This window comes from Roseibium sp. FZY0029 (genome assembly GCF_036350355.1).
In the GTDB taxonomy this organism is placed as follows: Bacteria; Pseudomonadota; Alphaproteobacteria; order Rhizobiales; family Stappiaceae; genus Roseibium.
Genome location: NZ_JAZDVZ010000012.1, coordinates 92250 through 114737, shown reverse-complemented (window position 1 = coordinate 114737; position 22488 = coordinate 92250). Strand labels below are relative to the sequence as shown.

Here is a 22488-nt window from a genome sequence, read left to right as displayed (position 1 = left end):
GTGGAAATTGCAAAGCTTGCCTTAATTTGACGGAAACCGTCCTGCAGGTAATCTGCCTGTTCGCAACAAGGGTCACCGCCCGATGAAGAATTCGAAACCCACTGGACGGCGGATTATGCTGCCCCTGACGACAATCGTCGGGCTGGGCTTCGGTGCGTTCGTGGCGATTGCCATCGGTCTCGTTCTTGGCCTGTCTGTTTCCGCGAACTTCCGCAACACGTTTTCTCTGCTCAACGACAAGACGATCCTGAGCACCCAGGCGCTCGAAACGCAGCTCCGGACGCATTTCGTGTCTGTCGAAAACGCGATCGTTGGCTTGAAACCCTACTTTGACGACGGAACACTCGGCTTTGACGATGCTGAGAGAACCCTGCAGGACCTGTCGATTGCGCTGAAGTCCAATCATGACATCACCACTCTGGTTGTGACGTCGCTGGACAAACGCAAACTGGGCATCTATCGGGCGCCGAACGGCAAACTGTGGCGGATCGAGACGGACGCCCCGCCGCCCGGCATGAACATGCAGCAGACGCCGCAACTGAGTGTGGACAGCCCGCCGACTTGGGGGGCGCTCGTCAAGCACGAAGTCGGTCTCTTTGCGAATGTGTCGGTGCCGCTGGTGCGCGACGGAAAGCTTGCCGGAATGCTGACGGCGGCAACGTCGATGGAAGAGCTTGCCCATATCGTTTCCGCACAGGACGAAGGCAGCGACAACACGGTCTTCATCATCGCCGACGGCGATCAGGTGATCCTGCATTCCGACGCGGTCTGGCTTCAGACCGGCGGCAGCATTCAGGACAAGCTTCCGGGGGCCTGGCAGACCATCGGTGATCCCGTGCTGGCGGCCATGGCACAGGAAGAAAAGCTGGACGAGTTCAAGAAGGCCGCCGATCTGGGCATCGACGTTTCAATGGTCAATGCCAATCATGAAGAATATATCGTCATGAAGGCGCAGCTAGACGGCTTCAGTGACCGGCCCTGGACAGTCGGTCAATATTACCTGAGCGCGACAGTCTCGCGGGAGCTTCGGCGACTTGCAGGCTCCATGTTCGTCGGCTTCGGCGCACTGGTGGTGTCGGTGCTGATTGCCTTCTGGATGGGGCGGCGTGTCGCCCGCCCGCTCAGGTATCTTGCGGTTCAGTCAAAGCGGATCGGCAGCCTGTCGCTCAACGAGGTTGAGCCGCTGCCGCGCAGCCGCGTTGCGGAGATTGACCAGGTGGCGCTGGCGTTCAATTCCATGGTGGAGGGCCTCAAGGCCATGAACACCTACGTGCCGCGATCGCTCTTCATCAAGCTGATGCGACTGGGCGGCGGTGATGCCGCGCAGGCGCGTGGTGCAGAACTCACCATTCTCTTCACCGATATCGTCGGCTTCACGGCTCTCTCCGAGCACCTGAGTGCCGAAGAAACGGCCAGCCTTCTCAACGAGCATTTTGCCATCCTGGTCGAAGCTGTCGAAGGCGAGGGCGGCACGGTGGACAAGTTCCTCGGTGATGGCATGCTGGCCTTCTGGGGGGCCCCCGACGCCCGTCCGGACCACGCAGAAGCTGCGGTCCGAACCGCACGACGGATCGCGGCTGCGCTGCATGAGGCAAACCTGAAAGCCGTCGAGGAAGGTCGTCAGCCGATGTCGCTGCGCATCGGCATTCACACAGGACAGGCGGTTGTCGGCAACGTCGGCGCTCTCGATCGCTGGAACTATACCGTGGTCGGCGACACCGTGAATGCGGCAGAGCGCTTGCAGACGCTTGGCAAGGAAGTGCCTGAATGCGGGGAAGTGACGATCCTGGCGAGTGCGGATACCGTGGCCCATCTGCCGGGCGAAACACATCATCGGCCTGTTGGCGCGCACCATCTGCGAGGCCGAAGCGGACAGATGGAAGTCTACTGGCTTGATCCGTTTCCGCAATCTCAGCCGGCGCTGAAGCTGGATGAACGACCGGTGTCCGCAGCCGAGTGATTCTTGCCTGCCCGGAACGTGACCTTCAGGGCGATCCGCTCGTCTGTCTGATGTTCAGATGAACGCAGAAAAAAGAAATCAGGCGTGTCAGGCGGGCGCGATTTATTTGACGATTGCACCCGTTTATCGAGCGGCAGGACCGGTCTTCTCTTGCAAACTGTGACGAACATCACAGTCGTGTTTCCTGAATCCTGCATTGCTATCCACTGGCGAATTTGGTTGTCTTTCAAATGCAATGAGGGCTTAGTAAGCCTCTGTCAGACAATCCTTGCCTGGGAGGAAATGCGCGGTGAATGTTCTCTCGATTGAGGGACTGACGGTAGATTTTAATACGGCGGAAGGTCAGGTCCGGGCGGTCGATGATGTTTCATTCGTCGTGCCTGAGAATCGGACAGTCGCGCTAGTGGGCGAATCCGGGTCGGGCAAGACTGTCATATCGCAGACCATCATGGGTCTTTTGCCCCAGGCTGCATCCATTACATCCGGCAAAGTCATTCTGGCCGACCCGACCGGCGCCGAGCCACCCGTCGATATTGCTGCGCTCGAGCGCAAGGGACCGCAGATGCGGCACCTGCGCGGCAACCGGGTGGCGATCATCTTTCAGGAGCCGATGACCTCGCTGTCGCCTTTGCACACCATCGGCGACCAGATCGGCGAGGCGGCACTTCTTCACCGCAATGTTTCCAGTTCCGAAGCGCGCGAACTGACCAAAACCATGCTGAGCCTGGTGCAGTTCCCCGATCCCGAACGCGCGCTGGATACCTATCCGTTTGAGCTTTCGGGCGGTCTGCGTCAGCGCGCGATGATCGCCATGGCCATGATCTGCCGCCCCGCTCTTCTGATCGCGGACGAGCCGACCACCGCGCTCGACGTGACCATTCAGGCCGAAATACTGAAGCTTATCCGCGAAGTTCAGTCAGAGCTGCGCATGTCCGTCCTGATGATCACGCATGATTTCGGCGTGGTCGCCAACATGGCGGACGAAATTGCGGTGATCTATCATGGCCGCATCATGGAGAAAGGGACCGCACAGCAGCTCTTCTCCAATCCGAAACACGACTACCTGAAGGCGCTGCTCAACGCGGTTCCCAGTTTCCATATGGACCGGGACGAGCGGCTGGTGCCGATCCGGCCTATCGAGGTCCGCTCGGAGGAACTGACGGCCAATCGTCCGCAGTGCGACGTCAAGCCCGGTGATCCTCTCGTTGAAATGCGCGACGTCACCAAGCGGTTCACCCTGCGCAAGGGCTCGTTCCTGGGGGGCAAGGTCAAGACCATGACCGCGCTCGACAGCATCAACCTGACGATCCGCCGGGGCGAATGCCTCGGTCTGGTGGGGGAATCCGGTTCCGGCAAGACCACTGCCGCGAAAGCGATCCTGAGGGCAATCGGTATCGAGGGCGGAAGCGTTCTCTACAATCGCGGCAAGGGTCTGGAAGATATTTCCAAGCTCAAGGGTGCGGAGCTGATGGATTATCGCCGCCGTGTGCAGTTGATTTTCCAGGACCCGTTCTCGTCGCTCAACCCGCGCATGACCATCAACGACACGCTGATGGAGCCTTTGGAAGTGCACGGCATCGGCACGCCTCAGGAGCGGGCCGAGCGCGCGCGTAATCTCATGAAACTGGTGGGGCTCGACCCGCGCTTCCTGCGCCGCTATCCGCATTCGTTTTCCGGTGGCCAGCGCCAGCGGATCGGCATTGCCCGTGCCCTTGCACTGAACCCGGAATTCCTCCTGTGCGACGAGCCGACCTCGGCGCTTGACGTTTCGGTGCAGGCGCAGATCCTGAACCTGCTTCAGGACCTCAAGCGCGATCTGAACCTGACCTATCTCTTCGTCAGCCATAACCTGGCTGTTGTTGATTATGTCGCCGATCGGATCGCCGTGATGTGCCGGGGACGCCTTGTGGAAATGGGCGAGACCCGAACCGTGGTCGGCAATCCGCTCCATCCTTATACGAAGGCGCTGCTTTCGGCCGTACCCGAGCCGGATCTGTCGTCGCCGCTGGATTTTGCCGCTCTTGATGCAAACAGGGCATCGGAGCCGCAATTATGGCCGGAACCTTTCCGATTGACCGATGGCCAGGAGCCATTGCTGGTGGAAATGGAACCGGATCACTTTGTCTGCGCACCTGGCCTGAAGAATGCCGGGGCGCTTGAGGGGACTGCAGCATGAAGTTTTTGAATTCCCTAAGAGCCGGTCTCTTCCTGACCGCAGCTCTGATCGCGGGGCCATTGGCCGCGCTGGAGCTTAAGGAAACACCGGGTCTGGACCCGTCCCTTCCGCCCGTGGCGGAGCGGGTTCCCTCCGAACCGCTGATCGTGGACCTGGAAGCCACCGGCCGAAGTGTTGGCAAACCGGGAGGCAAGATCGACACATTGATTGGCCGGGCCAAGGATGTCCGCCTGATCAACGTTTGGGGCTATGCCCGACTTGTGGGGTATAACGAGAAACTGGACCTTGTGCCTGACATCCTGGCGGATGTGGAAGTCGAGGACGGCCGCATTTTCACGCTTCACACGCGTGAGGGCCACAAATGGTCTGACGGCCACCCCTTCGGTGCCGAAGACTTCCGCTACTTCTTCGAGGACATCGTCAGCAACGAAAGCCTGACCCCGGCCGGCTTGCCGCCGTTCCTGCTGTCCAATGGCAAGGGGCCGAAATTCGAGGTCCTGGACGAGACAACCGTCCGCTATACTTGGGAAACCCCGAACCCGCTGTTCCTGCCGGAACTGGCAAAGTCCCGCCCTCCGTTCATCTATCGTCCTGCCCATTACCTGAAGCAGTTCCACGAGAAATACGGCGATCCGGATGTCATTGCCACGGAAGCGGCAAAGGTCAAGGCGCGCAGCTGGGCGCCGCTGCATAACAAAAAAGACGACATGTACAACGCGCAGAACGTCGACATGCCGTCGCTGCAGCCCTGGGTGCGCAACCGCGATGATAGCGATCTGCGCTTCGTTCTGGAACGCAACCCTTACTACCACCGGGTCGACAGTACCGGCCAGCAACTGCCTTATGTCGATCAAGTCATCATGACCGTTGCCGACGGCAAATTGATTCCGGCGAAGGCTCAGGCGGGCGAAAGCAATCTGCAGGCACGTAACCTCAGCTTTTCCGACATCACCGTGCTGAAGAAGGGCGAGAAGGACAATGGCTACGTCACCGCGCTCTGGTCCAACACCAAAGGTGCGGAAATTTCGATCCTGCCGAACTTGACCGTGAAGGATCCTGTCTGGCGCGAACTGATGCGCAACACCAAGTTCCGGCACGCCCTGTCGCTCGGGATCGACCGCAACCTGATCAACCGCGTCCTGTTTTTCGGTCTGGGCACGCCGGGTAACGACACCGTCCTGGCCTCCAGCCCGCTTTACAAGGCTGAATTCACCAACAAATGGGCGGACTATGATCCGGAGCAGGCAAACGCGCTTCTGGACGAAATCGGCCTGACCGAACGCAACGGAGACGGCATCCGCCTGTTGTCCGACGGTCGTCCGCTGGAAATCATCGTGGAAACCGCAGGCGAGGAACAGGTGCAGGACGATGCCCTGGAACTGGTCAAGGAAATGTGGAAGGAAATCGGCGTCGCCCTGTTTGCCAAGCCGAGTCAGCGCGACAACATGCGCGAGCGTGCGATCACCGGCGATCTGATGATGTCGGTCTGGTGGGGCTTCGAGAACGGAATTCCGACCTCCGAAATGCCGCCGGAAGATTATGCTCCGGTGCGCGGGGATGCGTTCTCCTGGCACAAGTGGGGCGACTATTACGAAACGCAGGGTGAGGGCGGCGAGAAGCCTGACTGGGCACCGGCCGAACGCCTGATGGAACTCTATAACTCCTGGCTGAACTCCCGAACTAAGGAAGAGCGCACCGCCATCTGGGAGGAAATGCTCCAGATCCATGCGGACGAAACTATCCACATCGGTCTCGTGTCCGGCGTTCGCCAGCCTGTGGTGATCAAGGACGTGGAGAACGTGCCCCTGGAAGGTATCTATGGTTGGGATCCGGGCGCGCATTTCGGGATCCACCGCATGGATGAGTTCTACGTGGCCGAATAAGCCCGACCCATGTACATTCTCCCGGTCCGGTTGAAGACATCAGCCGGACCGGTGAATTTAAGGGTGAAGGGCCGATCTTGCCCCGGGTTGGATGCGCTCCTGCCGGAGATGACCTCCGGGCCGGCAAGGCATCCGAACCATAGACAACAGGCGGGACATTTTGATCCGGTTCGTTCCGCCCGACGTTTTCCGAGGGACTGACTCTTGTTTGAAAAACGTCATATTATCGAAATCGAAGTTGACCTTGAGTGCAGACGTCAGAGCCTGATCTGCGCAAAGTGCCGGGGCTGAGGGGAGTTTAGGTGCTCTATTATATTGTCCGACGTATTTTGATGATGGGTCCCACATTGTTGGTGATCAGTTTGCTGACTTTCTTCATCATCGAGCTGCCGTCCGGTGACTATATCTCCAACCAGATTGCTGCCCTGAAATCGTCCGGTGAAAGCTCGTCGGTCGCCAAGCTCGAGTTCCTTCGCAAGGAGTTCTCCCTCGACAGACCCTTTATGGAACGCTACCTGATCTGGGTCGGCCTCTGGCCGGGGCCTCATGGATTCGACGGGCTTATTCAGGGCAACTGGGGCTGGTCCTTCGAGTTCGACAAGCCAGTGGAGCAGGTGATCGGGCCAACATTGCCCCTGACCGTGGTTCTGAATTTCGCGACGATCCTGTTCGTCTACGTGGTCTCGTTCCCCATTGGTATTTTCTCCGCAACCCGCCAGTATTCCTGGGGCGACTACGGGTTCACCTTTCTGGGTTATATCGGCCTGGCAACACCCAACTTCCTGCTTGCACTCATCCTGCTCTATTTCTTCAATCGCTGGTTCGGACTGTCCGTCGGCGGGTTGATGGACCCTCAGTACATCGACCAGTCCTGGAGCTTCGACAAGGCGATGTCGGTTCTGGCCCATCTGATTGTCCCCACCATCGTGATCGGGACCTCGGGCACGGCAGCCATGATCCGGCGCCTGCGCGCCAACCTGCTTGACGAGTTGCACAAGCAATATGTCACCACGGGCCGGGCGAAGGGCCTCAAGGAAAACCAGCTTCTGGTGAAATACCCCCTGCGCATGGCCATCAATCCCTTCATCGCCGACATCGGCAACCTGATCCCCTCGCTCGTATCCGGCTCCGTCATCGTATCGGTGGTGATGAGCCTTCCGACCGTCGGTCCGGTGCTGGTGGCTGCGCTGCAATCCCAGGATCAGTTCCTGTCCGGCTTCATTCTGTTGTTCGTTGCCGTTCTGACCCTGATCGGGATGCTGATTTCCGATCTGCTGCTGGCGGTGCTCGATCCGCGCATCCGCCTTGGCGGGAGGGCCTCGTCATGACCATGGACGTGAAGAACACGCCCGTGCGCGAGGTGGAACATTACGTCGATCCGACGCCGTTCAACCCGGCTGTGACGGAGGAAATGACCGCCGAGCAGGAGCGTTTCTACCAGGCTTCCCAGTGGAAGATCATGTGGTGGAAATTCAAGCGCCACAAGATTGCGGTCTGGTCGGGTGTAGTCCTGATCCTGTTCTATATGTGCGTGCCCTTTGCCGAGGTGATCGCTCCCTATGGGGCCAACAACCGCGACAGCATGCATCTTTATGCACCGCCGCAGCCGATCCATCTGTTTCATGACGGCAGTTTCGTCGGCCCGTTCGTTTATGGCATGACGTCGGAAATCGACATGGAAACCCTGCAATGGGTGTTCAAGGACGATCCGAACAACGTCCAGCCGCTCCGCTTCTTCTGCAGTGGAGCGAAATACGAGTTCTGGGGGCTTTGGGAGGCCTCGTTCCATCTTGTTTGCCCGGCGGAAGGCGGCACGATGTTCCTGCTCGGTACGGACCGCCTTGGCCGCGACCAGTTCTCCGGCCTCGTCTATGGGGCCCGGCTGTCGCTCACCGTCGGTCTGATCGGTGTTGCCATTTCGATCGTTCTCGGCCTCTTCTTCGGCGGCATCGCCGGCTATTTCGGCGGCTGGATCGACAGTCTGATCCAGCGCGCCATCGAAATCCTGCGCTCGCTTCCTGAGCTGCCGTTGTGGATGGCGCTATCGGCGGCGCTGCCCGTAACCTGGAGCCCGGTCTGGATCTATTTCGGCCTCACGATCATTCTCGGCCTGCTCGACTGGCCCGGGTTGGCGCGTGCTGTCAGATCCAAGCTGCTGTCGCTGCGGGAAGAGGAATACGCCAAGGCGGCGGTTCTGATGGGGGCCAAGCCCAAGCGGGTGATCACGCGGCACCTGCTGCCGGGCTTTACCAGCCACATCATTGCGTCGGCCACCCTGTCGATCCCATCCATGATCCTTGGTGAAACCGCTCTGTCCTACCTGAACCTCGGCCTGCGCCGGCCGGCCGTTTCCTGGGGCGTTCTTCTGAACGAGGCGCAGAACATTTCGGTGGTCACCGTCTATCCATGGCTGATGGCTCCGGTGTTGCCGATCATCATCGTGGTATTGGCGTTCAATTTCCTGGGTGACGGTTTGCGCGACGCGGCAGATCCCTATAAGTGATGCATCTGAAATCTGAAGAACCGGCGGGCCGTTCTGGCCCGCCTTGCTGTTAGGAAGTCACAATGTCGAAGAATGCCACCACCGCCGCCGGCTGGGACGAGGAATATGAAGCCGGTCGCTGGGCCTTCCTGCGCTCGCTGCCCGAAAGCGGTCGCTATGGCATCATCGGCATGTGGTTGAACCTGACCGGTTCCATGGACGAGGTTCTCGACATCGGCTGCGGCGAAGGCCTGCTTTACGAGCGCCTTCAGCCCATGGGCGTGAAGCGCTACGTCGGCATGGATCTTTCCCCCGCTTCGTTGCAGATCGCCAATGTCGACCCCGCAATTGCCAGCCTGAGGGCAGGCGACATGCACACATTCGAGGCGCAGGAGGGCGAGACATTCTCGGCCATCGTCTTCAACGAGGTTCTTCACTTTGCGGAAGATCCGGCTGCCGTCGTTGCCCGCTATGTCCCGTTCCTGAAGGAAAACGGTGTCATCGCCCTGTCGATGTATTCACCGAAGAAGCCGGAGTCAGGTGCCAACAAGCTGATCAACAAGCTTTGGGAAGCGACCGACGATACCAGCAAGTGGGAAGTCCTCGATGACTACCGTCTCGTCTCCGACAAGAAAGGCGTCACCTGGCGCATGCGGCTGGTGAAACCGGTTCGCTAATCAGCCGGCATTTCCAAGGAACCGATCCTGAGGAGGAAAGGCAGAGCCGCCTCCAAGGATAACCGGCCTCGGTCATGACAACGGGCAGGCCGTCGCGCGCAAACGTGGCGGACGGCCCGGTCAGATCACTCGTTGGCTTCTTCTGGCAGGAAATCGACCGCGTGCTGGGCTGACAGTTCAACGATGCGGGCGACGTCGGTCTGATCGTGCAGCGCTTCGAACAGATCCTTGAGCTGCCCCATCGGAGACACCCAGAAAAGCGCACGGCAGGGTTTGTCCGACTTGTTGAAATAGCCGTGCGGGATGCCACGCGGCATGCGCACGAGATCGCCTGCCTTCGCCTTGGTCCATACTCCGTCGAGTTTCAGATCCAGTTCGCCTTCCTGAACGAGAATGAACTCGTCCTGATCAGGGTGGATGTGAACGGGCACGAATTGGCCGGGTTCGGAATTCGTCTCGAAGGCGAAAGCCGCCTCGCAGACGGCCTTGGGATAATAGACTTGGCCGAGAATGTTCCAGACGACGTCTTCATAACCTGTGCCATTCTCGGTTATGCCCTTTTCCAGATCTTTCATTGCAATTCCCTCTGATTGAATTGTGGAATTGTCCTCTTTTCGAGACTCTTGTTTTTGGCCGTCATGCCGGAGGCCGGCGTTTCTGGAGACTGCCGTGTTGCTTCCCAAGGCACTGTCGCTTCTTAGGCGTCATGAGGATGCCATGACGGCTGAGGTTATTCCTGATCGGGCGACATTCCGTAGCGATATGGAAAGTTCACGCTACTCGGATTAATAGATATTTTCAGCATAAAATATGTAAATGCAATAACTTTGATCAGCCTTTCGAGATGCTGGAGAAGACGGCGATTGAACGAGGCAGGCTTCCTCATTGACCTTTTCCGACATGCCCGGACGCGGGCATGGGACCTTTTGCGGAGCAAGAACTGTCAAGCTTGTAGGTTGCGCTACAGTGCCGTGCACCACACCTCATTCCGGTCCGCTCAGCTTCGAATTCGTCACTCATTTGCCGTCGACGGATTTGGACAAAATATTTGTATTTGCATGTATTGGTGTCTAGGCTAACGCTTGCGAGCCAGTCGATCGATCTCCTTACTTCGAGCAGTCAGAATGCTCACTGCGGACATATTGTCGAAGCTTTGCGAGTTGCTTGGAGGGGGCGAAAGCGAAGGGGGATATCGCAGGCCGGCTCTGGAAAGTCCGTCATTGAATGTCGCCTTTGCTGGCGCTCAAACCTCGTGTTTGGCAGGTCTTCAGAAGGCGAACCACACGCTTCTTTCTCCCGCATACAGAGACCCGTCAATGACCGCATACAGGACAGTTGAAGGAGCGATGCCGGGAGGAAGATCGGAAGCCATTTTTCAAGAAGGGATGAGTCATGACATGTAAGTTAGGTAGCCAGTCTCCCCGGATGGCCGCAGCCTTGGCGCTGTTTGCTGTCGTTACATTCGGTACGGCCGCTCGCGCCGAGCCAGTGCCTGGCATGCGGGGTGTCAATCATATCGGCCTGACCGTGCCGGACATGGGCCAGGCGGTGACCTTCTTCAGCGACGTTCTGGGCTGCGAGAAAGCCATGTCCTTCGGTCCGTTTCGCGATGACAAGGGCACTTTCATGCAGGACATGCTGAATGTCGATCCGCGTGCGGTCATCGAAGAGATCACCTTGATGAGATGCGGCTTTGGATCGAACATTGAACTGTTCAGCTACACTTCTCCCGATCAGCAGACGATCTATCCGAAAAACAGCGACATTGGCGGCTATCACATTGCGATCTATGTCGAGGATATCGACAAGGCCGCCGAGTATCTGAGAGCCAATGGCATCAGGACGCTAGGCGGGCCGCTTCCGGTTACCGAAGGCCCGGCAGCTGGCCAGACGATCCTCTATTTCTTTGCGCCCTGGGGACTGCAGATGGAGGCGATATCCTTCCCGCAGGGGATGGCATACGAAAAGGAAGGTGGTCCCGTCCTCTGGTCCAACACGGACCCGGCGAAGTGAGCTGCTGACAGGTAAAAACCGGTAAGATCGGAAAGAGTGGTGGCATCTGCCATGCCTGCGGGACGGTGGGGTAGCGCTCCGGACAAAGGCGTCGGGCCCCACGCAAACCGACCCGTTCGCACGTATTTGGCGTGTGTTCCGGGCAGTTTCAAACTGTCGCGGAGCGATGCGAAAAGGCACCGCTTCGCTGTGTCTCGGCGGTTAGCCCGGAAGCACGACAATGGTTGACTTGCCGCCCTTGTTACGAAGCGCATGAACGGGAGCAAGGTCGGGGTCGCGGTGCCATGCCTTGGCGGCTTCCGCGTTTGGGAAGGTCAGCAGGGCGACCATGTTCGGCGCATCGATGGCAGCTTCCAGTACCAGAGGGTCCGGATCGGCGGCAATGACACTGCCGCCGTGGCGGGCGAGGGCGTCTGCAGCTTTTTCCCGGTAGGCGCCAAGCGCTTCCCGATCGGTTACGGTAATCATGGCGAGGGCTTGTACGGACATCTCATCGTCTCCTGTGCTTGAGATGCCAAAATCCTATCGCAGGGCTACCTTGCGAAAAATTCTTCAAATTTGTAATCGAACTGTGCAAAAATGCACCGCCATGTATAGCTGGGACGATCTGAAATTCGTGCTCGCCATCGCCAATGCCGGCAGCCTGACCAAGGCTGCCCGCAGTCTTGGTGTAACGCACTCCACGGTGTCACGGCGTCTGTCGGCGCTGGAAGAGGAGATTGGCGCACGTCTGTTCGATCGTCTTCCCGAAGGGTTCACGCCAACCACCGCCGGTGATGAGGCGGTTGAGGCCGCCCGCCGGATGGAAACGGAAGTGCTTGCGCTGGACATGCGCATTGCCGCCAAGGATGCCGAACTGGAAGGACCGCTTCGGGTCACGGCGGCGCAGCTTATTTTCCAGGTGCAACTGGCCGAGATCGTCGCCCGTTTCAAGGAGCGGCATCCGGCAATCGACGTTACCATGAATGCGGCCAATGAAATTCTGAGCCTGCACCGGCGCGAGGCCGATGTTGCGGTCCGTGTGACCGACAAGCCGGACGAAAGCCTCTTCGGACGTCTCGCCACCGGCCAGAACCGCTGTTTCTACGTGTCGCGAGATTTTGCCCGCCGGTACCGGGAGGCCGCGCTCGAAACGGCCACATCGCAGGCCGTCCCGTTCATCGCCTTCAAATGGTGGGGCAACAAGGTGCCGAGTGAAATGCGCGAGCGCTATCCCAATGGCGAGGTGGCAACGGTGACTGACGACATGATCACGATGCATGCAGCGGTGCAGGCCGGCATGGGCATCGGTCGTTTGCCGTGCTTCCTGGGCGATCCGGACCCGGAGCTGATCCGCCTGCCGGGTGTGGAACCGAGCCGCTACTACGACATCTGGATCCTGACCCATCCGGACCTGAAGAACGTCGCTCGCATCCGCACGTTTCTGCGCTTTGCGGCGGACGCCTTCAAGGAAAAAAGCGACCTTTACCTTGGGAAATGAGGGACGTTGGCAGGTTCAAAGCCAGCGGCGCACCCGCGCACAGTAGTCGAGGTAAGCCTGGCCGAACAGCCGCGTCAGATGGTCTTCCTCGGGTTTGATCTGGAATTCCGTCAGATACCAGATGAAAGCCGGTACAACGACGAAGACCGTGGCTGTACCGAGATACGTGCTGAACGCTAGCAACAGCAGAACATCGGCGACATACATCGGGTTGCGAGACACCCGGTAAAAACCATCGGTCACCAGGACCTTGGCCTTGTCCGGTGTCGTCGGATTGAAGGTTGTTCTTGCCAGGACGAAACGAAAAAGGGCGTGCCCGCCAATGGCCAGTCCGGCAATCAGAAACAAGAGGGCGAGCGCGTCCTGTCCTTCAAAGGTGACGTTGAGCGCCGGAAACAGTTTGGCACCTGCATAGAGCAGAAGAAATCCGAACCCGACGACGACCGGAGGAGGAAGCAGCAGGCGCATGGTCTGTCTCAGCCGTTCTGAAGGACGATGGGCTTGCCGTGCGGCGTGGCTTTGGCTGCCTCGTCCCAAGCCTTGCGCAAGTCCGCAAGCTGTCCTGCGGCGGCTACGTTCTTGGTCATGAGAAGAGCCTCGAAGGCACCCAGCCAGCGGTCGTAATAGTTCTCTGTCTCACCGCTGCCATCGCCATCCTTGGCAAGTTCGGCGCCGAGCGCCTCAGCCCATTCGCCCCATGTAAACACACCAGCTTCATGCGCCTTCACCGTCATGGCGAATATCCTGGCCTCCCAGGGAGCGCGGAAAACGGGGCCACCGTCTTCATCGAGCGGCAGGCGCGGAGTGGCAAGATACTCAGCGGGCAAGGACAAGATAAGGCTCCCAGAGATCGATGCGCAGCGTCAGCTTGGGATCACTGTCCGGCCCCCAGATGTCCGTGCCCTTGAAGAGAACCCCATAGAGCCAGGCGGGCTGTTCCCCTTCGCCGTGCGCATTGGTGTCCGGAAACACGTGAACACCGTGAATGACCTCGATTGTGCCAACGGCATCGCGGGCGTAACGGGGCAGGCGGGTGTGATGTTCGGGGTTCATGCGCCGCGTCTTAATCCTGTCACCGGTGCGAAACCGTGCAGGCTGGTGCTCTTCACGGTCGACCGATGACCCTTTCGCCAGGACCCCGGCGACGGCGTCCGCCGAGAGCACGCGCTTGATCGGCTTGGCATCTTCGAGTTTGCGGCCCTCCTTCAGCTCCTCTTGCGTCACAAGGCCGTTGGAGAGCAGGAGTTTTTCAAGGCCGCGGGTCCAGATCTCGTAATAGCTGGAAGAGAGATAGGTGACCGGCGGCAAGGATTCGCGCGCATAGCGCGAGGCATCCAGCGTCCAGGATCCGGTCGCGCCCATGGCCAAAGTCAGGGCAAAGGCACGTTCTTCCCACTTGGCGTGAAAGTTCGGCTCGTTTTCTTCCAGTTCGATGGGACCAAATCCCATCTGTCCACCCAGGTCCTGCGCACCATTCATGCTGCGTCCTCCAGGGCGGAAGGTTCGAGGGCGAGGCCGGTTCCGATCATGCTGTTGCGGGTGACAAGATCGGCCAGGCGCTCTTCGCTCCAGCCATCGGTTCCGGCAGGACGTTTCGGGATCACCAGATACCGGATTTCAGCCGTCGAATCCCAGACGCGGATCTCGGTGTCATCGGGCAGTTCGACCTTGAACTCAGCCAGAACGCCGCGCGGGTCACGTACGGCTCTGGAGCGGTAGGGCGCAGACTTGTACCAGACCGGCGGCAGGCCCAGCACTGTCCATGGATAACAGGAGCACAACGTGCAGACGACCATGTTGTGAATGTCGTCGGTGTTCTCGACCGCCACCATGTGTTCACCCTGCCGGCCGGTGAAACCAAGCTCGGCTATGGCTGTCGTTGCGTCTTTCAGGAGCCGTTCCCGATAGTCCGGATCCGTCCAGGCCTTTGCCACCACCAGAGCTCCGTTTCGCGGGCCGATCTTGGTCTCGTAGGTCTCGATCAGTTCATCCAGGGCAGGAGGATCGATGTAGCCCTTTTCCGTCAGAAGCGTTTCCAGAGCGCGCACGCGCAGCTCGATTTCACTGAGCTCGGAGTGGTCGTGTTCGTGGGGATGATCGTGGTCATGAGCGGACATGAACGGCTCCTGATGTCGCGGGTGTCACATATGAGAACGCAGGTCATGACCTGTCAATTCAAACACGAAGTGGTCGTCTGGAAATACGCGGTGCGCGTCATCCCGGATCGGCCTCAGTCAAGAAAGTTACATGTGCAACCAATTTGACTTAGATCAAGGCGCAAGAGTGCGCGCTCTATATGGTTACATATGTAACTAATTTGGAGGAGCGGTCCCATGAAGATCGAGCAGATGCATCACGTCGCCTATCGTTGCAAGGACGCCAAGGAAACCGTGGAATGGTACGGCAAGATGCTGAACATGGATTTTGTTCTGGCGATCGCCGAAGATCATGTGCCCTCCACCCACGACCCCGACCCCTACATGCACGTCTTCCTGGATGCGGGAAACGGCAACGTTCTGGCTTTCTTCGAACTGCCGACCAAGCCGGAAATGGGGTTTGACCCGAATACGCCGCGCTGGGTGCAGCATATCGCCTTCAAGGTGAAGGATCGGGACGAACTGGTCGCATTCAAGGAACACCTGGAAAAGAATGGTGTCGATGTTCTCGGTGTGACCGATCACTCGATCTTTCATTCGATCTATTTCTTCGACCCCAACGGCCACCGCGTGGAACTGGCTTGCCCGGATCCGGAGGAAGACAAGCTCTTGGCCCGCCTCGACAAGGTCAAGTGGGAGATGCTGGAGGAATGGTCGAAAACGAAACGGGCCCCGAAACACGCTGAATGGCTGCATGCCAAAGAGTTGGCCGATGTGTGAGGAGGACACATGCCGCCGCTGCGGCAAATGCCGTTCGATTGAGACCGCCCTGGCGGATCTGGGAGGAGAGCCCAATGTTTCAGACCTATCAATATCCGCAGTACGACTACCGGCAATCCGAGGAACAAAAGGCTGGTACGGTCAAGCGCCACAAGGTGGTGGTGATCGGCGCTGGGCCGATCGGGTTGACGGCCGCGCTTGATTTTGCTCAGCGGGGCATCCACACGGTCGTTCTGGACGACAACAATACCGTTTCCATCGGTTCGCGCGCGGTCTGTTATGCCAAGCGCCCGCTGGAAATCTGGGACAGGCTCGGCTGCGCCACGCGCATGATCGACAAGGGCATAGAATGGAAGATCGGCAAGGTCTTCTTCCGCGACGATCTTGCCTACACCTTCGATCTTCTGCCGGAAGACGGCCACAAGATTCCGGCCTTTATCAACCTCCAGCAATATTATCTGGAGGAATACATGGTGGAAGAGGCGCAGAAATCGAACCTCATCGACCTGCGCTGGAAGCACAAGCTTTTGAACCTGCAACAGGACGACGACCATGCGGTTCTAACCGTTGAAACGCCGGACGGCGTCTTCAAGATGGAAGCCGAGTGGGTGGTTGCCTGCGACGGCGCCAATTCCGATACGCGCAAGATGGTCGGGGCTGGTTTTTCCGGCCAGTTCTTCCAGGACAGGTTCCTGATTGCTGACATCATCATGAAGGCCGATTTTCCGACAGAACGCTGGTTCTGGTTTGATCCGCCGTTCCACCGTGGCCAATCGGCCCTCCTGCACAAGCAGTGCGACGACGTCTGGCGGCTGGACTTCCAGCTCGGCTGGGAGGCCGATCCGGAAGAAGAGAAAAAGCCGGAAAACATCATTCCGCGCGTCAAGGCCATGCTGGGCGAGGACAAGGAGTTCGAGCTGGAATGGGCTTCCGTCTACCAGTTCGCCTGCCGGCGGATCGACAACTTCCGTTATGGCCGGGTGCTGTTTGCGGGCGATGCCGCGCATCAGGTTTCACCCTTCGGTGCACGCGGTGCCAACACGGGTGTTCAGGACATCGACAATCTGGGCTGGAAGCTGAAACTGGTGCTGGATGGCGATGCCCCGGAAAGCCTCATCGACAGCTACCATACGGAAAGAGCCTTTGCGGCAGACGACAACCTGTTGAACTCGACCCGGTCCACCGACTTCATCACGCCCAAGAATGAGGCCTCGCGCAGGTTCCGTGATGCGGTGCTGGATTTGTCGGAAGTCACCGACTTTGCAAAACCGCTGGTGAATTCCGGACGTCTGTCTGCCCCGACTCCTTATGTGGAAAGCCCGCTCAACACTGCGGACGAGTCCAGTTTTGCCGGCGCCATGACCCCGGGCACCTGTTGCGCCGATGCTCCGGTGAGCGTCAATGGCGAGGCGGCCTGGTTCCTCAACCAGATCGGCGACGGCTTCACCCTGCTGATCTTTGGCGACGAAGCGGCTGAGGATGTAACGGCCGGCAACGTCAGGGCCCGTGTCCTGCGCGTCGGCAAGGACCTTCAGGACAAGGACGGAACACTCGCCGCCCGTTACGACGCGGCTCCCGGCACGGTCTATTTGATCCGTCCGGACCAGCATGTTGCCGCCCGCTGGCGCTATTTCAACGACAACAAGGTGGAAGCCGCCTTGAAGACCGCGATGGGAGGCGCATGAGCCATGCCGCAAACTCCGAAGCTGAACCTGACACGTAATCTGCCCGATCCCGACGGCTTTTATGAGTATCTGGTCTCCAGCCAGCGCCATATGAGCGACGAAGACGCCAATTGCATGAATGCGCGGTTGATCCTCATCCTCGCCAATCAGATCGGCGATCCGGATGTCCTGAAAGCTGCCATCGACTTCGCGGCCAATCCGAAGGCGGCGGAGAAAAGGGAGGCGGCCTGAGTCAGCGGGCGAACCGCCAGCTTTGCTGCGTGTTCAAGCATACGTCACTTGTCATTCCAGCGAAGGCCGGGATCCAGTAATCTACTGAGCCCGCCGTGGTTTTCGGCCGGGTCTCACGGATACTGGGTCCCGGTCTTGCCGCTTGCGCGGCAAACCGGGGCGACAAGGACAGAGATCAGAAGCAGGCGCCTTTCACTCACATCCTGAGCCGCGCCATCGTATAGGCATCGACGAACGCTCCGGAGCGGAAAGCGAAGTCTCTCAAGGTGCCTTCAATTTCGAAACCGAGCTTCTGATAGAGCCGGACAGCAGGGGCATTGTCCGCAAAGACGGTCAGTTCAAGACGGTGGAGGTTCATCCAGTTGTCGGCGATCTCGATCAGTTCACCCAGCATCGCCTGGCCAATCCCGCGTCCGGAATAATCGTCGTGCACGCCCATTCCCAGACTTGCGGCATGTCCGCGCCGTCCGGCGGAACGGGCAAAGCCGGCGGCGGCGACCAGGTTCCCGCCCAAAATGCCGACAAGGGACACCTTGTCCGGTGAGGACTGGCTGACACGAGCCTCGACGTCCTTGCGCCGTGGGTAGGGCAGGCGCAATGTGCCCGCCCGAAACTTCGGCAGACCTTGCAGAACGGTCAGTCCGTCCACGTCCTCCGGTCTTTCGGCCCGAATGACCAGGCCTTCGGGCCAGTTGGCCGCGTTGGAAACTGGGGTAAATCCCGCCGGGATGTCTGATGTACTCATGTTGCTCTCTTGGATGTGATCGAGAGAGCAGGCATCTGACAAACCCTGCTCCTCGAAGCAGGGTTGCGATGCGATCCGGCTAGGCTTCTTCAGCCAACAGTGATCCCTCCGCGGTCCCTGCAGGAACGGCGATGTGCACCACGGTTAGATGAAGGGTCACGCGATTGATCATGCTTCACAATCTTCTGTTGTGCGTCTTCTGTCAATTCCCGGCATAAGATCTCCTCTGGGGGAATCTCCGCCAAGCCGTTTTGCAAACCAAAAGCCGGACGTCACACTGGGAGCATCGATCATGACATTGGAGGCCGGGGTGAAAATCGGGCTGGGCGGCGGGTGCCATTGGTGTACCGAGGCCGTCTTTCAGGCAATTGCTGGCATTTCGAAGGTGGAACAGGGCTTCATCCGCTCCGATCCGCCAGAAAATGCCTGGTCAGAAGCGGTGGTGGTGACCTTCGATCCGGTCGCGTTGCCGCTGGAGGTCCTGCTCGAGATCCATCTGCGCACCCACTCCAGCACCTCCCACCACAAGATGCGCGGCAAGTACCGCAGCGCTGTTTATGTCTATGATGCAGGTACGGGGGTGAAGGTCGGAAGGCTGATGCGTGCCTTGCAGCATGGCTTCGATGAACCGCTGGTGACGCGCGTGCTGACACTTGCCGAGTTCAAGGCCTCCGGCGAACAGTTCCGGAACTATTACGCGAAGGGGCCGGAGCGCCCGTTCTGCAAGACCTATATCGACCCGAAACTCGCTCTCTTGCGCAAGCAATACGCCGATGTCCTGAAGCCGGAACGGCTGGAAGCGGCCGAGTAAGGCAGAACAAACTGCAGGTCTGGCGTTTCCCGATCAGGGATGGGGATGCGGAAAGCCATGGCGCTCGGTGAGGGCGTCGAGGATCGCATCCTTGTCATCGATGAAACCGCCTTCGGTGAGCACCAGCACCGGCAAAGACTGATTGTCTTCCCCCAGCAAATCTGCAACGTCCCGACGCGGTTTCGGCCAGGCAATGCGACGAACGTCGAGACGGTCTGCAAGATCCGGAAAGGACGCGAGCACGCCTTCCATCAGCGCGCAATGCCAGCAGTAGAAGGTCTTGCCGGGATAGGCGGGATCTTCAAAGCCCGGGGCGAGAATATAGAGCGTGTCTTTCATGTATTGATTGCCTCTCTTTCAGGGGCGCGCCTTATGCGACACGCTCCAAGCCTCATCCGAACGGCCAGGAACCGTTCTCGGCAAAGAGGCTCTTCACCTCCGGCCATTCCGCGCCTTTGTGATGAGCGGCGATTTCCAGAAAGATCTCCAGAAACTCGAAGCAGCCGTCGTCATGCACCAGATGGTGCGTCAGGAGGCCAACGGGTTCTGCGCCGGTGTTGCGTCGGCGGGTGAGCTGCAGGTCGAAACGAAGGCGCGCGCTTTCCCAGCCGATGAAGCGCACCTGCTTTTTCCATTTCAGGATGTCGATGTGCGATTGGAGCTGATGCGCCCGCGGGAAATTGTGCCAGGTGAATGTTGAGAGACCCGACAGGCCGATGCCGGGCAGGCGGCGGCAGATTTCAGGGTCGATCCGGTTCCAGGGCGGCACCATGGCCTTCACGAACTTCTCGCCGAAGAGCTCCTGAAGGCGGTCATAACCTGCCTTGAGCTCGGTCATCAGTTCGTCCGGGTCCCGCCGGGAACCAAGCTCCGCGGCCTTTTCGCCGAGATCTTTCCGCTGGAAATTCTTGTGCTGCCAGCCATGTTGCAGCACCAGCGCATGCGGTTCATCTGCGAACCGCTCTGCAAGGGCTTTCGTCGCCATCTTGGGAATGACGGCGAACGCCAGATCGACGTTGTGGCTGTCGGAGAGCGACAGCATACGCTCTAGGGCAGGCGTCGGTTCGACGGCATCATCATCCCGCCACCAGAAACGCACCTTGCGGCCGCGTTCGGCGAACCAGTCGAGATGATCGGTCAGCTCTTTCCGGAAGCGCTTCGCATCAGAGGTCATGTCATCCGGTCCTTCAGGTCTTGAAGCAGGACGCGGGCGCTTTCCTCGGCGCCGCCAAGACGGACTGTGTGTTTGCTGCGGGAAAGGGCGAGGGCATCGTCAATGGCGCCAGCAAGCCGCTCCGGCGTAAGGTCTGCCTCGGGCGTTACAATGGCCCGGCCATGGCCGGCCAGGGCTTCCGCGCGTTGCGTCTGTTCGGTTTCGTTGATCTGGGCAAAGGGTACGAAAACCGCAGGAACCCCGGCCTGCAGAATGTCGAGCACCGTGTTGTAGCCCGCCTGGCTGACGGAAAGACGCGCGCGTTTCAGAAGGTCCGGGAAGTCCCGCCGGGCCCGTTCGACAATCACGCCTTCCGCTGCGCTTTGTCTGTAGACGGCAAAGGCTTCGTCGGAAATGTCGTGACCGATCAGCACCCGCCACTGCGTGTCTTCGGCACGCCGCGATAGCGGCCTTGCCTCCAGGGCCGCCGACAGCAGGCTTTCGGCAACGGCACCGCCACCGCATGAAATGATCACCTCGTCCTCGCCATCGGACCCTGCAGCGGCAGGCCGCGGCTCACCGCCCACATATCCAGTATAGCGCAAGAGGTGGTCGACCTCCTCGGCAAAGGGGAAACTGTCTGCGAGGCGGATGAAGTCGGGATCGGAATGGATCAGGATGCGGTCGTAATATTTCAGCGCCTGGTCCGCCATCCAGCGCTCTTTCCAGAGCTGCTTCTTTCGCACCAGGATGTCGCGAATGGAGGTGGCAATCAGTGGTACCCTCGTGCGGGACTTGGCGGCTTCCAGCAGCGGACTCAGTTCGAAGTCGAGCTGGCGGCGGCCGAAAGGGTAGGTCTCGGTCAGAAGCAGGTCGTAGTCGTCGGCATCAAGAGCTTGAATCGATGCTTTAACGCGCGCGATTTTCCAAGCTTCGTCAATATCTTCACTGTCCAAAGTCACAAGGCGCTTGAAGCTGGCATCCGGACTTTTGCAGGCTGGAAGCTCGACGACCTTCAGCGGTCCGGTGTCGAGCGTCGGCGGTATTGAGTTGCCGCTGGCAAGGGTAACCTCCACGCCTTCGGCGGCCAGCGCCTTGCCGATGGCGGCAGCCCGCACGACATGGCCTGTCCCCAGCAGATGCTGAACATGAATGAGGGCCTTGAAGCTCATGCGTCTTTCGTCTCCCGGCGCCTCAGGTGGTTCCGCACCGCCTTTTCCGCAAGGGCTTCGAGCCGGGCAGCGCCTGCCGGAAGGGTGTGAAAATGCAGGATGTGATTGCGCGCAGCCGAGCCCAGCCTGTCCACGAGAGCCGGCTCCAGAATCGCGCGGCGCAGGTTTGCAGCAAGGGCAGACGCGTCTCCCTCAGGTGACAGCAAACCTGTTTCGCCGTCGCGTACAATATCGGGAACCCCGAAGGTGTCACCGGCAATGACCCCCACGCCGGCGGCCTGAGCTTCCAGCAGCACGAGGCCGAAGGCTTCGCGGATCGCCGGCCAGACGAGAAGATCGTGCCGTGCGTATTGGGCAGGCAGATCCTCACCGCCAAGGGCGCCAAGCCAGGTGATCCGCTCGGCTGGAAACAGTCCCAGCACATGATCGCGCATCGGGCCGTCGCCAATGAGTGTCAGTTGCCAGGGCAGATCCCGCAGCTCTTCAAGAGCCGCAGCAAGCACTTCGAAGGAGCGCTGCTTGTCGCCCTCGCGCATCATGCCGACGGCAAGCAGTTTCAGCGGCGAGGCGGCCAGAGGCTTGGGGCTGGCCGCAGCCGCCAGGAATGGATCGGCATCCAGAAACGGCAACAGGATCGACAGACACCGATGTGGCACCACCGCAGCAAGGCATTCGGCATCCGCATTGTGGAGCGCGGCAACGGCATCGGCGCGTTTCAAGGCCTCGTCCGCGGCGGCAAACCCGAAGGCCCAGTCGCCCTGTTGCCGTTTTGGCGCGCGGCTGGCTTCCACGATGGCGTAGGGAAGGTCGAAGCGGTCGGCAAGAGCAGGACCGATCCAGTCGGGCGCCTTGTGGTAAAGATGATAGGTCAGGAACAGGTCTGGCCGGTAGCCCGACGTCTGCCACTCGCCGCTGATCCGCTCTGCCTCGGCAAACGCCTGGTCGCGCACGCCTGACTGGATGGCGTCGCTGCCGTCCTTGCGCCACGACCGGAACCGGCTGGCAATCGTCACCTCATGCCCCAGACTTTCCAGTGCCTTCACGATCAATCGTCCCATGGTCCGGTCACCGGACGGGACTGGATGATCCAGCGGTTTCATCGGAGCAGTAAAAGCGATCTTCATGATTTTCCTGAGCGTAGGGC

Annotated in this window: 23 protein-coding genes; 12 read left to right on the top strand and 11 right to left on the bottom strand. The window is 59.5% G+C overall.

Features of this window, described 5'->3' with window-relative positions:
• Window positions 1-115: 115 nt before the first annotated feature.
• From V1T76_RS26980 to V1T76_RS26955, 6 genes are all read left to right on the top strand, one after another.
• Window positions 116-1960, top strand: coding sequence for an adenylate/guanylate cyclase domain-containing protein (locus tag V1T76_RS26980; protein WP_330563768.1), 1845 nt, complete (start codon window positions 116-118; stop codon window positions 1958-1960).
• Window positions 1961-2249: 289 nt separating this feature from the next.
• Window positions 2250-4136, top strand: coding sequence for an ABC transporter ATP-binding protein (locus V1T76_RS26975; RefSeq protein ID WP_330563767.1), 1887 nt, complete (start codon window positions 2250-2252; stop codon window positions 4134-4136).
• Complete coding sequence (locus V1T76_RS26970) at window positions 4133-6019, top strand: ABC transporter substrate-binding protein (RefSeq protein ID WP_330563766.1); 1887 nt, start codon at window positions 4133-4135, stop codon at window positions 6017-6019. The genes V1T76_RS26975 and V1T76_RS26970 overlap by 4 nt, the downstream gene beginning before the upstream one ends.
• 302 nt (window positions 6020-6321) lie before the next feature.
• Entirely contained in the window at window positions 6322-7347 is a 1026-nt protein-coding gene (locus V1T76_RS26965) for an ABC transporter permease (RefSeq protein WP_330563765.1), read from the top strand.
• Window positions 7344-8522 carry an ABC transporter permease gene (locus V1T76_RS26960; RefSeq protein WP_330563764.1) on the top strand — a complete coding sequence of 393 codons (1179 nt, stop codon included), beginning with the start codon at window positions 7344-7346 and terminating at the stop codon, window positions 8520-8522. The genes V1T76_RS26965 and V1T76_RS26960 overlap by 4 nt, the downstream gene beginning before the upstream one ends.
• Before the next feature lie 62 nt (window positions 8523-8584).
• Entirely contained in the window at window positions 8585-9178 is a 594-nt protein-coding gene (locus tag V1T76_RS26955) for a class I SAM-dependent methyltransferase (RefSeq protein ID WP_330563763.1), read from the top strand.
• A gap of 125 nt (window positions 9179-9303) precedes the next feature.
• On the opposite strand, the gene V1T76_RS26950 is transcribed toward V1T76_RS26955, so the two are convergent.
• Window positions 9304-9753, bottom strand: coding sequence for a cupin domain-containing protein (locus tag V1T76_RS26950; RefSeq protein WP_148584533.1), 450 nt, complete (start codon window positions 9751-9753; stop codon window positions 9304-9306).
• 850 nt (window positions 9754-10603) lie between these two features.
• Here V1T76_RS26950 and V1T76_RS26945 point away from each other — a divergent pair.
• Entirely contained in the window at window positions 10604-11191 is a 588-nt protein-coding gene (locus V1T76_RS26945) for a VOC family protein (RefSeq protein WP_330563845.1), read from the top strand.
• A gap of 201 nt (window positions 11192-11392) precedes the next feature.
• Here the strand turns inward: V1T76_RS26945 and V1T76_RS26940 are convergent, their stop codons facing one another.
• Window positions 11393-11680: a DUF1330 domain-containing protein gene (locus V1T76_RS26940; RefSeq protein ID WP_330563762.1), complete on the bottom strand. Its 288-nt coding sequence runs from the start codon at window positions 11678-11680 to the stop codon at window positions 11393-11395.
• Window positions 11681-11780: 100 nt separating this feature from the next.
• On the opposite strand from V1T76_RS26940, the gene V1T76_RS26935 reads away from it, so the two are divergent.
• Window positions 11781-12671 carry a LysR family transcriptional regulator gene (locus V1T76_RS26935; RefSeq protein ID WP_330563761.1) on the top strand — a complete coding sequence of 297 codons (891 nt, stop codon included), beginning with the start codon at window positions 11781-11783 and terminating at the stop codon, window positions 12669-12671.
• 15 nt (window positions 12672-12686) lie between these two features.
• Here V1T76_RS26935 and V1T76_RS26930 read toward each other — a convergent pair whose 3' ends face one another.
• Genes V1T76_RS26930 through nthA form a run of 4 tightly spaced genes read right to left on the bottom strand, consistent with a single transcriptional unit; the run spans window position 12687 to window position 14788 of the window.
• Window positions 12687-13139, bottom strand: coding sequence for a methyltransferase family protein (locus tag V1T76_RS26930; RefSeq protein WP_330563760.1), 453 nt, complete (start codon window positions 13137-13139; stop codon window positions 12687-12689).
• 8 nt (window positions 13140-13147) lie between these two features.
• Window positions 13148-13504 carry a nitrile hydratase accessory protein gene (locus V1T76_RS26925; RefSeq protein ID WP_442970188.1) on the bottom strand — a complete coding sequence of 119 codons (357 nt, stop codon included), beginning with the start codon at window positions 13502-13504 and terminating at the stop codon, window positions 13148-13150.
• Window positions 13488-14150, bottom strand: a complete 663-nt coding sequence (nthB, locus tag V1T76_RS26920) for a nitrile hydratase subunit beta (protein WP_330563759.1) — start codon at window positions 14148-14150, stop codon at window positions 13488-13490. Before nthB ends, V1T76_RS26925 begins: the two co-directional genes overlap by 17 nt.
• A complete protein-coding gene (nthA, locus tag V1T76_RS26915; RefSeq protein WP_330563758.1) occupies window positions 14147-14788 on the bottom strand; it encodes a nitrile hydratase subunit alpha in 642 nt (213 codons plus the stop codon). The genes nthB and nthA overlap by 4 nt, the downstream gene beginning before the upstream one ends.
• A gap of 216 nt (window positions 14789-15004) precedes the next feature.
• Here nthA and V1T76_RS26910 point away from each other — a divergent pair, with 216 nt between their 5' ends.
• The 3 genes from V1T76_RS26910 (at window position 15005) to V1T76_RS26900 (ending at window position 17463) form a co-directional block, all read left to right on the top strand.
• Window positions 15005-15547: a VOC family protein gene (locus V1T76_RS26910; protein ID WP_330563757.1), complete on the top strand. Its 543-nt coding sequence runs from the start codon at window positions 15005-15007 to the stop codon at window positions 15545-15547.
• Window positions 15548-15621: 74 nt separating this feature from the next.
• Window positions 15622-17232 (top strand): FAD-dependent oxidoreductase, encoded by a 1611-nt coding sequence (locus V1T76_RS26905; protein WP_330563756.1) that lies wholly within the window; start codon window positions 15622-15624, stop codon window positions 17230-17232.
• 3 nt (window positions 17233-17235) lie between these two features.
• Complete coding sequence (locus V1T76_RS26900) at window positions 17236-17463, top strand: DUF2783 domain-containing protein (protein ID WP_330563755.1); 228 nt, start codon at window positions 17236-17238, stop codon at window positions 17461-17463.
• Between the two features lie 196 nt (window positions 17464-17659).
• Here V1T76_RS26900 and V1T76_RS26895 read toward each other — a convergent pair whose 3' ends face one another.
• Complete coding sequence (locus tag V1T76_RS26895) at window positions 17660-18208, bottom strand: GNAT family N-acetyltransferase (protein ID WP_330563754.1); 549 nt, start codon at window positions 18206-18208, stop codon at window positions 17660-17662.
• A 292-nt stretch (window positions 18209-18500) separates the two neighbouring features.
• On the opposite strand from V1T76_RS26895, the gene V1T76_RS26890 reads away from it, so the two are divergent.
• The gene (locus V1T76_RS26890) at window positions 18501-19019 is read left to right on the top strand and encodes a peptide-methionine (S)-S-oxide reductase (RefSeq protein ID WP_006931278.1); all 519 of its coding nucleotides are present in this window, start codon (window positions 18501-18503) and stop codon (window positions 19017-19019) included.
• Window positions 19020-19052: 33 nt separating this feature from the next.
• Here V1T76_RS26890 and V1T76_RS26885 read toward each other — a convergent pair whose 3' ends face one another.
• The 4 genes from V1T76_RS26885 to V1T76_RS26870 are packed head-to-tail and all read right to left on the bottom strand — an operon-like array spanning window position 19053 to window position 22468.
• The gene (locus tag V1T76_RS26885) at window positions 19053-19358 is read right to left on the bottom strand and encodes a DUF3088 domain-containing protein (protein ID WP_330563753.1); all 306 of its coding nucleotides are present in this window, start codon (window positions 19356-19358) and stop codon (window positions 19053-19055) included.
• Window positions 19359-19410: 52 nt separating this feature from the next.
• Window positions 19411-20193, bottom strand: coding sequence for a polysaccharide deacetylase family protein (locus tag V1T76_RS26880; RefSeq protein WP_330563752.1), 783 nt, complete (start codon window positions 20191-20193; stop codon window positions 19411-19413).
• Window positions 20190-21344 (bottom strand): glycosyltransferase family protein, encoded by a 1155-nt coding sequence (locus V1T76_RS26875; RefSeq protein WP_330563751.1) that lies wholly within the window; start codon window positions 21342-21344, stop codon window positions 20190-20192. The genes V1T76_RS26880 and V1T76_RS26875 overlap by 4 nt, the downstream gene beginning before the upstream one ends.
• The gene (locus tag V1T76_RS26870) at window positions 21341-22468 is read right to left on the bottom strand and encodes a glycosyltransferase family 4 protein (RefSeq protein WP_330563750.1); all 1128 of its coding nucleotides are present in this window, start codon (window positions 22466-22468) and stop codon (window positions 21341-21343) included. Before V1T76_RS26870 ends, V1T76_RS26875 begins: the two co-directional genes overlap by 4 nt.
• Between the last annotated feature and the right edge of the window lie 20 nt (window positions 22469-22488).